This window comes from Streptomyces sp. NPDC088747, assembly GCF_044751025.1.
GTDB lineage: Bacteria > Actinomycetota > Actinomycetes > Streptomycetales > Streptomycetaceae > Streptomyces.
Map to the genome: position 1 here is coordinate 118,423 of NZ_JBIVKZ010000013.1, position 12,211 is coordinate 130,633.

The 12,211-nt window shown below is 70.0% G+C and carries 10 protein-coding genes; 2 read left to right on the forward strand and 8 right to left on the reverse strand.

Translation table 11 applies throughout. The annotated features are described in order from the left end of the window. Positions 1-80: 80 nt before the first annotated feature. The 3 genes from ACIP79_RS27915 to ACIP79_RS27925 form a co-directional block, all read right to left on the reverse strand. Complete coding sequence (locus ACIP79_RS27915) at positions 81-2,846, reverse strand: AAA family ATPase (protein ID WP_401227513.1); 2,766 nt, start codon at positions 2,844-2,846, stop codon at positions 81-83. 196 nt (positions 2,847-3,042) lie between these two features. Then, positions 3,043-3,501, reverse strand: a complete 459-nt coding sequence (locus ACIP79_RS27920; RefSeq protein ID WP_401227515.1) for a MarR family winged helix-turn-helix transcriptional regulator — start codon at positions 3,499-3,501, stop codon at positions 3,043-3,045. Positions 3,502-3,518: 17 nt separating this feature from the next. Further along, the gene (locus ACIP79_RS27925; protein ID WP_401227516.1) at positions 3,519-4,868 is read right to left on the reverse strand and encodes an NAD(P)/FAD-dependent oxidoreductase; all 1,350 of its coding nucleotides are present in this window, start codon (positions 4,866-4,868) and stop codon (positions 3,519-3,521) included. A gap of 433 nt (positions 4,869-5,301) precedes the next feature. Between ACIP79_RS27925 and ACIP79_RS27930 the strand changes: the two genes are divergently transcribed. Continuing rightward, positions 5,302-6,717, forward strand: a complete 1,416-nt coding sequence (locus ACIP79_RS27930; RefSeq protein WP_401227517.1) for a sugar porter family MFS transporter — start codon at positions 5,302-5,304, stop codon at positions 6,715-6,717. Positions 6,718-6,801: 84 nt separating this feature from the next. After that, complete coding sequence (locus ACIP79_RS27935; RefSeq protein ID WP_401227518.1) at positions 6,802-7,584, forward strand: SDR family oxidoreductase; 783 nt, start codon at positions 6,802-6,804, stop codon at positions 7,582-7,584. 225 nt (positions 7,585-7,809) lie between these two features. On the opposite strand, the gene ACIP79_RS27940 is transcribed toward ACIP79_RS27935, so the two are convergent. From ACIP79_RS27940 to ACIP79_RS27960, 5 genes are all read right to left on the reverse strand, one after another. Then, the gene (locus tag ACIP79_RS27940) at positions 7,810-8,376 is read right to left on the reverse strand and encodes a hypothetical protein (RefSeq protein ID WP_401227519.1); all 567 of its coding nucleotides are present in this window, start codon (positions 8,374-8,376) and stop codon (positions 7,810-7,812) included. A gap of 179 nt (positions 8,377-8,555) precedes the next feature. Continuing rightward, positions 8,556-8,846, reverse strand: a complete 291-nt coding sequence (locus ACIP79_RS27945; RefSeq protein WP_401227520.1) for a hypothetical protein — start codon at positions 8,844-8,846, stop codon at positions 8,556-8,558. A gap of 152 nt (positions 8,847-8,998) precedes the next feature. Continuing rightward, positions 8,999-9,922: an RNA polymerase subunit sigma gene (locus ACIP79_RS27950; RefSeq protein ID WP_401227522.1), complete on the reverse strand. Its 924-nt coding sequence runs from the start codon at positions 9,920-9,922 to the stop codon at positions 8,999-9,001. Between the two features lie 217 nt (positions 9,923-10,139). Next, on the reverse strand, positions 10,140-11,372 hold the full coding sequence (locus ACIP79_RS27955) for an NAD(P)/FAD-dependent oxidoreductase (RefSeq protein WP_401227524.1): 1,233 nt from the start codon (positions 11,370-11,372) through the stop codon (positions 10,140-10,142). A 130-nt stretch (positions 11,373-11,502) separates the two neighbouring features. Continuing rightward, a complete protein-coding gene (locus tag ACIP79_RS27960; RefSeq protein ID WP_401227526.1) occupies positions 11,503-12,135 on the reverse strand; it encodes a class I SAM-dependent methyltransferase in 633 nt (210 codons plus the stop codon). Positions 12,136-12,211 lie beyond the last annotated feature (76 nt).

The following is a 12,211-nucleotide window of genomic DNA, read 5'->3' on the forward strand; positions in this document are numbered from 1 at the left end:
CCCCGGGGCCACCCCCGGGTGTCCCGGGGGAACGGCCGGTGGCGCGGTGAACCGGTGGCGCGGTGAAGGGGCGCGGCGCGTCACATGGGGGACAGCGCGGCGCGGAGCTTGTTCCGCGACTTGACGTCGAGCTTGGTGAACACCTTGCTCAGGTGCCACTCGACGGTGCGGGGGCTGATGAACAGCGCGGCGCCGATCTCGGAGTTCGTCATTCCGTCGGCTGCCAGACGGGCGATCTGTCCTTCCTGGGCCGTGAGGACCTCACGCACGCCACCGACGTCGACAGGACGGGGCCGTAGCGTCTCGCCCGTCGCCACAAGCTCGCGCCGGGCGCGCTCGGCGAAGGCGACCGCTCCGAAACCCTGGAGCATCTCGTGGGCGGTGCGCAGGTGTTCCCGGGCGTCGACACGCCTGCCCTCGCGGCGAAGCCACTCGCCGTACAGGAGGTGGGTACGGGCGAGTTGGACAGCTATCCGGCTGCGTTCGAGCCGCTCGATGGCCTCGCGGTACAGCCGGTCGGCCGCCGGGCCCTCGCACAGCAGCGCTCTTGACCGGGCCAGCACGCCAAGTGCCCACTCCGTACCGCTCGCGCCGGCCCGTTCCTCCAGCCTGCGCAGTGCCGCCACGGCCGCCGCAGGGACACCGCTGCGAGTGGCGGACTCGACGACCTCGGCGAAAGCGAACCCGACGACCGACATGTCCTCGTACTCCATGGCCAGTTCACCGTGCGTCAGAGCGCTCTGGTACTGGCCCACGCCGTTGTAGAGGACCGTGAGCAGGTAGTGTCCGAGACCGATGGCCCGGCCCTCGCCCCAGGAACTCGCCTCCCCGATGCCTCCCTGGATCACCGCCTCCGCCCGGGGATCGCCACTCCACGCCATGAGCAGCAGCGCGGGGTACGACATCGGCGAGTAGCCGGTCACCTCGATGATGGAGTCGGCCTCGCCGATGAGCATCGACGCGAGGCCGAAGTCACCGGCGTGCACGTACATGGCGGCGCGGTAACCGAGTGCCACCGGAAGGAAGTTGAGGGCTCCGGTTTCGCGAGCCGAGCGCACGGCGTGCGTGGTCAGCTCATGCCATGTCTCGTCGTCCCACATGTCACCGGCGGCCAGCCACGTCAACCACAGCCAACGCATGGCATCGTCGCCGTCCGCGGAGACCCGCGTGAAAGCCTCCAACGCGGCTCTCAGCCGCGGCGCACCTTCCGCGCAGCCGTCGGCGAACCAGGTCACCAGACCGTCGAGAAGAAGATCCGAGGGCCGTGGAGGCCCCGCCGCGGGCGGTGCCGTGCGGGCGGCTTCGGCGACTTCCCGCACGTCGGCGTGTTCAGGCAGGCGCCCGGCGAAGACCGCCGATCCGATGGCATCGAGATAGGCCTCGCGCGCCTGCGTCCCGTCGACCTTCGCCAGCCGGTCGGCCGCGTCGAGCAACAGGGGAAGTGCCTCGCCGCCGCGTCTGCGGGCGAACACGATCTGGGCACGGAGCCAGGCCTGCCGGGCTCGCTGCACTTCGTCCAGCCGGCTCAACTGCGCGGCGGCGAGGAGTTCGAGCGCCGCGTCGGGAGAGCCGGCGGCGAACGCGGCCTGCGCGGCGGCCGCGGCCCGCGTCGCGCGCCGCTCGGAATCAGGTGTCAGCTCCGTCGCGCGTCGCAGGAACGCTGCCGCCGCCGCGATCCCCCCGCGGGCCTGGGCCCGGCCGGCCGATCGCTCCAACTCCTCTGCCAGCGCCTCGTCCGGGTCGACCGCCGCATGAGCCCGGTGCCACGCCTGACGGTCGGAGTCGAAGACGGAGTCGGTCGCCTCGGCCAACGCGCGATGCACGTCCCGGCGCACCGTCGGGTCGGCCCCGCGATAGGCGGCCGAGCGCACCAGCGGATGCCGGAACCGCACCCGCGTACCGAACTCGACGAGTCCCGCCGCCTCCACCGCGGCCGCGGCGTCGGAGGCGATGTCCAGCCGCTCGGCCACCCGCCTGAGCAGCGGCGCGTCACCCAGCGGCTCCGCGGCCGCCGCCAGCAGCAGCCGCTGCGCCGCTGCCGGAAGCGCCCCGATGCGCCGCAGATAGCTCTCCTCGATCTGGCTCGCAAGCGGACGCGCGTCCGGACGCCCGAACCCGCCGGCGAGTTCCGCCGCGCTCAGCCCCCGCGTCAGTTCCAGCAGCGCCAGCGGGTTGCCCCGGGTCTCGGAGACGATGCGGTCCCGGACGTTCTCGTCCAGCCGCCCGGGAACCACCGACTCCAGCAGTGCCCGCGCATCGTCGTCGTGCAGCCCGTGGACCACGAGCTCGCGCAGCCCCCCGAAGTGGTCACCGGCCTCGGCGGACGTGGCCGTACGCACCACGAACACGAGCGCCACCCGCTCCGCCAGCAGTCGGCGTGCGACGAAGGCCAGCGTCTGGGCGGAGACCTGGTCGAGCCACTGGGCGTCGTCCACGACGCACACGGTCGGCTGCTCCTCGGACGCGTCCGCCAGCAGGCTGAGCACCGCCAGCCCGACGAGAAAACGATCCGGCGCGCTCCCCGCGCTCAGACCGAACGCGACCGACAGCGCAGCACGCTGCGGGCCGGGAATGCGGTCGAGGTTTCCCATCAGCGGCGCACACAGCTGATGAAGCCCGGCGAACGCCAGCTCCATCTCCGACTCGACGCCGACAGCCCGCAGGACCTGACACCCTGCCGCGCTCTCCACCAGATACTCCACCAGGGCGGACTTGCCGACCCCGGCCTCGCCGCGCAGCACGAGCACCTGCCCCTGGCCCGCCAGAGCGCCGGCAATCACCTGGTCCAGCGCTCCACGCTCACCACGCCGACCACGCAGCCCGCGCCGAGGAGCGCTGCTCGCCATCCACCACCACCATGCAGTTCAGGGTGCAGACCCTGATCAGCTCAGGTCGTGCCCATCATGCATCAATATGCGTGGGCTGAACAAATATTTGCAGGTCAGCGATCGATGGCCCCTCCGGGGTCTCGTCATCCGGCGGAACGCGCTGCCCGGTGCGCGGTCCGGCCCCCGCGCTACGCGTCGCCGAGGCCGGTACGCCTCATCCGGCCGGCGGGCCGTCTCCGCCGTCGTTCCGCAGGTAGCGGAGCAGCACCTGGTCGGCGCCCTCATCGGCGAGTGCCTCGACCGTGTGCCGGACGGTCTCGTGGATCAGCGGCATCCCTCGACGCAACGTTTCCCGCGCCGCGGGAGTGAGATGTACGTCGACGCTGCGCCGGTCATGGGCCGCGGCTGAGGTGGTGATCAGTGCGCGAGTCTCCAGCCGGGCCACCAGCCGACTCGTGGCCGACTGGCTCAGCCCGATCTCGGCGGCCAGGTCCTGCAGGTACAGCCAGCCGTGCGCCGTGGCGGTGCCCGCTTGCAGCACCGTCAGCGCCTGGAACTCGCGCAGGCTCAGCCCGAAGTCCTCATGGAGCCGTCGCTCCACGGCGTTCTCGATCCGGCCGTGGAGGCGGTCCAGCGCTCTCCAGCGTGCGATCAAGGTCGAACCCCGGTTCATCATCGCTCCTGGTTGCCTCACCGGGCCGGCACGTCCGCGGACCGTTCGCCGCGACGGGGGTTTCCATGAGCGACGAAGGCATCTCGTGGCCGCTGGACCGAGGCAAGGGAGACCACGTCTCTGCCGTACAGCGCGGCGGTGGCCCATACGGCGAGCACCCGGACCTTGCGCTCCCACGTGGGTATCGCCAGCACGTGGTAGCCACGGTGCATGAGCCAGGCCGGGAAGCCCTTGATCACCAGCCGCCGGTACTGGAAGATACCGCGCCCCAGGCCGAGGGTGGCGACCACGCCCAGACCGTGGTGCACGTAGTCCTTGGCGGCTCGCCCCCGCAGCGTCGCCAGGATGTTCCTCGCGAGCAGCTTGCCCTGGCGTACCGCGTGCTGGGCGTTGGGGACCGTGTGTGCTCCAGGCCGGTGCGCCGCGAGGTCGGGGACGGCGGCGTCGTCGCCCGCGGCCCATACGTCCTCCAGCGAGGCGTCCTCGGTACCCACCCGCAGATCAGCCCGCACGATCAGCGCACCGCGCTCGTCGACGGGGAGGTCCGTGTGGTTGTGCACGATGGGGTTGGCGGCGTTTCCGGCGGTCCACACGAGCAGGTGGGAGTCGAACTCCTCGCCGTCCGACAGCACGATGTGGCCGTGCTCCGCGGATACGAGCTGGGTGTTCAGGTGCACCTCGGCTCCGCGTTTCCGCAGCGCGCGCACCACCCAGTCGCCGGGCCCGTCGCCGACTTCCGGCAGGATGCGGCCCCGCGCTTCGACAAGGTGGAACCGCAGCTCCTCGGCTGAGAGTTCGGGGTAGTGCCGGAGGAGGGCGGTCGCCAGGGAGAGCAGTTCCCCGAACCCCTCCACGCCGGAGAAACCACCGCCGACGAACGTGACGGTGAGGAGCTTGCGACGCTCGGGCCCCGGCGGCAGCGTCGCCGCGTGGTCGAACGAGGTGAGCAGCCGGTCGCGGATGGCGACGGCCTCCTCGACGTGCTTGAGCCCGAACGCCTCCTCGTCGACGCCGGGTGTCGCGAACGTGCGGGTGACGGCCCCGGCCGTCACCACCAGGATGTCGTAGGACAGTTCGCGGTCCGGGCCGCTTTCCGGGCGGACGGTGACGGTGCGGTCCTGGTGGCGGATGTCCGTCACCGTTCCGGCGATCAGCCGCGTGTGATGCAGGTGTCGTCGTAGGGACACCGCCGCGTGGCGCGCCTCGATCGAGCCTGCCACGACCTCCGGCAGGAAGGGCTGGTACGTCATGTAGGGACGCGGGTCGACGACGGTGACCCGTGCCTCGCCCCGGCGCAGCTTTTTCTCCAGGCCCCACGCGGTATAGAAGCCCGCGTAACCGCCACCCACGATCAGGATCTCCCGCACAGCGTCCTCTGTTCTCTCGGATTCATCCTCAAGACCGGACGGGCGCCGCGGTTGTGACACCGGCCGGTGCGCAGTCGAGCAGTGCCTCGAGGGCGGCGATGACGGGATCCCGAGAACCGGTGCGACGGTGTCACAGCAAACGTGTGCGGGCTGTCTGCTAAGGGTGCGCATCGCCGGTGCCCGGTGGGTCATCGCTTCCGGGAGCCGACGGTCGCATGCCAGGCATACCGGCGCTCGGAGAGGGCATCGGATGCAAGCCCGATTGTCGATCACCAGCAGGACCACGACCCATGTCCTGAACTGTCCGAGCAGTTTCTGAAGTGTCTGAGCAGTTACCAGCCACCAGCGTTCGGCAGCAACGTCGCATGTGCTTGAGGACGCCTCGATCGCGGAGGCTCCCCGCCGGCGGCGTTGCCGGCCCGAGGAGTTTCACGTGACCAGCACAGTGCCCGACAAGTCAGGAGCCGGAGCGGCTCATCCCGAGCATCTCGGGCATGTCATCTTCATCGCGGCGGCGGCCGCGATGGGCGGGTTCCTCTTCGGCTACGACAGTGCCGTGATCAACGGGACCGTCGAAGCGATCCGGAGCCGGTACGACATCGGTTCGGCGGCGCTGGCCCAGGTCATCGCCATCGCGTTGATCGGCTGCGCGATCGGTGCGGCGACCGCGGGGCGGATCGCGGACCGTATCGGCCGTATCCGCTGCATGCAGATCTCGGCGGTCCTGTTCACGATCAGTGCGGTGGGGTCCTCGCTGCCCTTCGCCCTGTATGACCTGGCGTTCTGGCGGGTCATCGGCGGTTTCGCGATCGGTATGGCCTCCGTGATCGGCCCCGCCTACATCGCCGAGGTCGCGCCGCCCGCCTACCGCGGGCGTCTGGGCTCCTTCCAGCAGGCGGCGATCGTGGTCGGTATCGCGGTCTCGCAGCTGGTCAACTGGGGCATCCTGAACGCCGCGGACGGCGACCAGCGCGGGCAGCTGATGGGCCTGGAGGCCTGGCAGGTCATGCTCGGTGTGATGGTTATCCCGGCCGTTCTGTACGGTCTGCTCTCCTTCGCGATCCCCGAGTCGCCGCGTTTCCTGATCTCCGCGGGCCGTGACAAGCGCGCGCGTGAGGTGCTCAAGGAGGTCGAGGGCGACAGGATCGACCTTGATGCCCGGGTCGCCGAGATCGAGCACGCGATGAAGAGCGAGCACAAGTCGACCTTCAAGGACCTGCTCGGTGGCAGCTTCTTCTTCAAGCCGATCGTGTGGATCGGTATCGGTCTGTCGGTGTTCCAGCAGTTCGTCGGTATCAACGTCGCGTTCTACTACTCCTCGACGCTGTGGCAGTCGGTGGGTGTGGACCCGACGGAGTCGTTCTTCTACTCGTTCACCACGTCGATCATCAACATCATCGGCACCGTGATCGCGATGATCTTCGTCGACCGGATCGGGCGCCGTCCGCTGGCCCTGATCGGTTCGGTGGGTATGGTCATCGGTCTCGGTTTCGAGGCGTGGGCGTTCTCCTTCGACCTCGTCGACGGCAAGCTGCCGGCCACCCAGGGCTGGATCGCCCTGATCGCCGCCCACGTCTTCGTCCTCTTCTTCGCCCTGTCCTGGGGTGTCGTGGTGTGGGTCTTCCTCGGCGAGATGTTCCCCAACCGGATCCGCGCCGCCGCCCTGGGCGTCGCCGCCTCCGCGCAGTGGATCGCCAACTGGGCCATCACGGCGAGCTTCCCGTCCCTGGCCGACTGGAACCTCTCCGCGACCTACGTCATCTACACGGTCTTCGCCGCCCTCTCCATCCCCTTCGTCCTCAAGTACGTCAAGGAGACCAAGGGCAAAACACTGGAAGAGATGGGCTAGACCCCAACAGCCCGGGAGGAAGGGCCAAGTCCCCGCTGCCCTTCCTCCCGCTTCGTACCGTCGCCGCCATGGAGAGGTACTCGTATGAAGGTGATCGTCCTCGACGACGGCGGGCCCACTGCCGCGGAGACCGCGTGGCGGGTGAAGGACCACGGGCACGAGGTCGCCGTGTTCCCCCTGTCCACGGGCGCCGACGCTTCCACCGGTGTCGGACTGGCGGACGCGCTCATCGGCTGCTCGGTCGTGATCGACCTTTCGGGGCCGCCGTCCCTCGACGACGGCACCCTGACCGAGGAAGACGGCCTGGTGGTCGATGAGGACGCCGTGCTGGCACGGGTGAGCCGATCCACGGCCGGTCTCCTCGCCGCCGAAGCCGCGGCCGGCGTCGAGCACCATGTCTCGCTCTCCGTGGTGGGTGTGGACCGCGTGCGGGAGGAGGGAGCCTTTCGGGCGCTGCGGGCACAGGAAGAGATGATCAGGCGCTCCGGTATCTCGTACTCGATCGTCCGTGCCACGCAACTGTTCGAGTCGGTGGGGGAGATCGCGACCGCGGCTACCGAGGACTGGATCGTGTGGGTGCCGCCCGTCGAGGTACGGCCGGTCGCGGGTGCCGAAGTGGCCACGCTTCTCGCCCACACGGCGGCCTTCAGACCATTGAACGGTGTCCAGGAGATCGCCGGTCCCGACCAGTTCAGACTGGACACGTTCGTGCGCAAGGCCCTGGCCGCGGACCGGGACCAACGCCGTGTCTTCACCGACACGCGCAGCACTCTTTTCGGCACTCGCGTCCGGCACACGGAACTGCTGCCCGGCCCTGGCGCGCACATCGCGCGGCGGCGCTACGGGGACTGGCTGGCGAACCCCTGAGTATCCGGCCGGTGTCATCGTTCAGGTCGGAGAGTGTCAAACACTGGTACGCTGATCACAGTGTTGTGGGGCAACGTGGGATACCGACGGCCGTCCCGGAACGCACCCGCACCCGCACAGGGTGCGATGCCTCGGACGCCATCCGATCCCCCGCGGGTCGCGTCCGAGGCATGTCACATGTTCCCGGCCGGGCATGAGAAGGGCGCAACCCTGCCGCCCCGCACGTCACTTGGCGCGGTAGAGGCCCCGGCCGGCCCTGCGGATCCGTGAAGTGCCGACAAGCCGGTCGAGCGTGCTGCGGACGGCGTTGATGCTCCCGCTGTCGGTGTCACGGCCGAGCGCCGCGGCCACGTCGCGGGCCCGCATCTCCGCGTCGGGGGCTTGCTCGAAGTACTCGATGATCTGCTCGGTGAGCTGTCCGTACTTCTGCGGCTCGGGCGCCTTGGGCCGAGACGTACGAGAAGAGCGCTTCTCCCGGTCGCCCGTCGATCGGGCGGAGACAGAGCCCTCCACCGGCGGTTCCGCGACGGGGGAGGCACCGGCCTCCCGCACCGTCTCCCCAGCGGGGCGCCGATCGGTGTCGCCCGTCGCCGCGGACCGTGCCGCTTCGGCGGAGTCGGACATCAGGGCCGACAGGGCACTCAGAGCACGCTGGATCGAGTTGAGGTGCGCGACGACGGCGGCCAGTTCCCGCTCCAGCGACCGCTTCTGCACTTCCAGGCGGGCCAGATCCTCCTGGAGGCTCTCAGCGGTGGTTTCGACGTTGTGCGCCGCGCGAGTTGACGGGACCATGGCTTCCTCTCACCCTCACCCCGTTCGGCTCGGACACCGGGATGGGTACCTCATGACATCGTGTGGAGGAGCATACTCTTCACCGCAGACGCACCACCACGCCATGAATCGGAAGATGCAGTCATCGGTGCCACTGTCTTCCACGAGTCGCGGGGGAGAGACGCCGGAATGCCGTGCGGTCAGGGCCGGCAGGGAGTGACACGCTCCCGCTGCTCCTGGCATCGCCCGTTCCGACGGTGCCTGAGGGCGTCGGCCGCGGGCAGGCCGTCGGACTTCTCGTGCTCGTCGCCGACAGCCGTCCTGGGCGATTCCAGGCGACGCAGTTTCTCGGCCGTTTCCTGAATGCGCGCATCGACGTCGGTCAACTGCTGCCGAAGCATGCGCACCCGCTCCGTGAGCACGGCCGCTTCCGCCGCCAGGAACACGGTGGCGGCCGCGGGATCGTCGTCGTGATCGAAGTCGTGGCTCATCGGGTGTCCTTCCTCGCGGGCCGGGTCGGCTGGAGGGTTCGTGACATCAGTGCTTCCTTTCGCGCATGCGGGGAGGGCCACCGGATGCGCCCACCGCTCTGACCGAGCAGCAAGGGCCTCTGTGACAGACACCGTGAAGCCGGCCCTCCTAGCTAGCCAAGGGTGCTGTCCTGCGGTCCCGGCCTGCCGAGCGCGAGTTCGGTCCGGTTCCAGACGCGGAGCTTGTCGGGGTTGAGGACGGCCCAGATCTGGACCACGTGGGAGCCGGCGATGTCGAGGCTGATCACGGCCGCGACCTGGGTCCGGTGACGCACGACGAGGCCCGTTCGCCCGTTCACGGAGTGAGGGGTCGTCGTCGTGTGCGGGTGCCGGGCGAGCAGCGTGAGCAGAGCGCGGGCGACCTGCAGGTGGCCCTGGACCGGTCGGGCCAGGGCCCGTACCATCCCGCCGCCGTCGAAGAAGGCGCTGACGTCGGCCGCCAGCAGGGACGTCAGCCGGCCGGTGTCCTCGACGGCACACGCCTCACCCACCGCGCGGACCACGAGGTCGTGCTGCCGGGGCGTTGTGGGACGGGCTCGTCGGGCGCGCAGGCTGTGCCGGGCCCGCTCGGCGAGTTCGGCGCACTCCCGCTCGGTCTGTCCCCCGACGTCGGCGACCGCTCCGGGCGCCATACCGAACACGTCCCTGAGGACGAAGGCTGCCCGCTCGGCCGGTGAGAGGGCGTTCAGCGCGTCGGGAAGGACCTGACTCACCTCGTCATCGGGGGAGTCGGGAGGCGGGGACCGGACGCCGTGCCGCCGCGGGTCCGCGCCAGGGCGCCGCGGATCCGTGCCAAGGCGCTCGGGCAGTGCCAGGCGGGCCAGACAGACGGCCACCGCAGTTCCCGCGAGCCAGGACCGGGGTTCGGTCAGCCGCGCCCTGTCCGGCTCGGAGAGGGCGTACCACTGCCTATAGGTCTCGGTGACGACGCTCTCGGCCGCACGGCCCCTGCCCAGCATCCAGCAGGCGATATCCATAAGGTGGCGTCGCTCGTCGAGCAGTTCCGCGATCGGTATCGCGCCGCCGGCCTGATCCATCCTGATCCCTCCCTCGCGCGGGGAGTTCCGGCAACCGGGACCGCGATCGCTCGTCCGCCGGTGAGCCGGCCTCGGACGGCCCGGCCGTCCGGGTCCGAGGCGCCTCGACTTCCCCGTCGGCGCTCCTGACAGAGCTGACCGGACAGGCGGCGATGGTGTGACACGCCTCTCACCGTGCCGGTGACGCGTCCGTCGGGCACGGTCGACGGCACAAGGATCAGGGCAGCAGACTTCGCAGGGGAACCCCGGGGTCGGCCAGGTCGCTGTCGTCCGTCACGACCTCGGATTCGATCAACGCGCGGACGTCGTCGATGACGTCCCACACATTGACGCTCATCCCGGCCACGACGCGGCTGCCGGACATCCAGAAGGCGATGAAGCGCCGCTCGTCGGGTGCCCCGCGGAAGACGACGCGGTCGTAACCACCCGGCTCGGTGTAGCCGGTGTACTCCATTCCGAGGTCGTACTGATCCGTGTAGAAGTACGGCAGCCGGTCGTGGACCGCGTCCTCGCCGAGCATGCCCAGTGCCGCGACGCGCGGTTGACGCAGGGCGTTGGCCCAGTGCTCGACGCGCAGGTGCCGGCCGAACCTGGGGTGGTAGGCATTGGCGACGTCGCCGGCGGCGAAGACATCGGGGTCCGAGGTCCGCAGATGCGCGTCGGTGACGATGCCGTTGCTCACTTCGAGGCCAGCTGCTTCGGCGAGGCCGACATTGGGCGTGATGCCGACGCTCACCACGACGGCGTCCGCGGGCAGGTGACGGCCGTCGGCCAGGAGCACGCCGTCCGCCAGTGAGCCGCTGCCGGTGATGCGCTCGATCACCGCCCGGGGGTACAGCTCGACCCCGTGGTCGCGGTGCAAGGCGGCGAACACCTCGGCGGCCTCGCGGCCCAGTACCTTCAGCAGGGGCAGCTCGGAGTGTTCCAGGACCGTCACGTGTGCCCCCGCCGTGCGCGCGGCCGCGGCTGTCTCCAGGCCGATCCAGCCACCGCCGATGACGACGATCCGCGCGCCTTCGGTGAAGGCGGCCCTGAGCCGCTCGCTGTCGCCGACGCGCCTCAGGTACAGGACGTTGCCGAGGTCCGCACCGGGCACCGGCAACCGGCGCGGGGACGAACCGGTGGCCAGGAGGAGCTTGGCGTACCGCACTCGCCGTCCGTCGCTGAGCGCGATCTCCTTGGCCCGCACGTCGAGCGCCGTGACGGTCGTGCCGAGGATCAGCTCCACTCCATGGTCCTGATACCAGCCCTCGGGGTGTACGTGGATGGACTCGCGGTCCTCCTTGCCCAGCAGGTACCCCTTGGACAGCGGAGGGCGGATGTACGGCCGCTCGGGTTCGTCGCCGATGACCAGGACGGGGCCCTGGTGACCGGCCCGGCGCAGCTCCTCCGCGGTCTTGCCGGCGGCCAGGCCACCTCCGACGATCACGAGTGTGTTCTCACGTGACATGGTGTTCCCGTTTCAGCTCGTCAGCCGCGCACAGCGAAGTGTGTGTGCGGTCGTGCGACAGATCGCGTGGCGACGATCGGTGTGACATCGCCGGTCGAGGGGCGCCGGCACCTTCCCGGCGGGGGGAGTCTCAGGATTCCTGGCGCAGCGTCATCGCCAGGACGGCCGGGTCCTGGCGTGCGGATGACACGGTGAGTCCGTACCGCTCCAGGTCGGCGACGAGGTCCGAGCGCGTGGCGGGCCACATCCAGAACGTCTCGGTGTGCTGTCTCAGCAGCCCGTGCGTCCCGCGTACCCAGTAGTCGACGCGCGTACGGATTCGGGGCCCGGCCGCCGACATCACCATGCGTCCGCCGTATTCGTGCCGGCCTATCCGCTGCACCGGAAAGTCCCGATGACGTTCCCCGGAAGGCAGTTGGGCCGGAGGCAGCTGGAACAGCAACCTGCCTCCGGGGACGAGGGCGTCGTTGACGGACGCCCAGAGCGCCAGTCGGGCGCTCGGAGACAGGCATGCGACCGTGTTGTGGCAGACGACCAGGTCCGCGACGTTGTGCAGGGCCGCCTCGCCGAGTGAGTACGGGTGTACCGACACGCGCGCTCGCTGTGTCGCGGGCAGAGCGGCGAGACGGGTCATCAGTGCCGCGCGCATGGCGCGAGCGGGCTCGACGGCGTGCACGCCGACCTCGGACCGGGCCAGGCTCATCAAGGTCACCCGCCCTGTCCCGGCACCGACGTCGACCACACCCAGACGTGCCTCCGCCACCGCGGCTCCGTAAAGGCGCCGGACGCGCCTGTCGTCGTCGTGAGCCTGTAGGACGTCGTAGAACTCGGCGCTAACC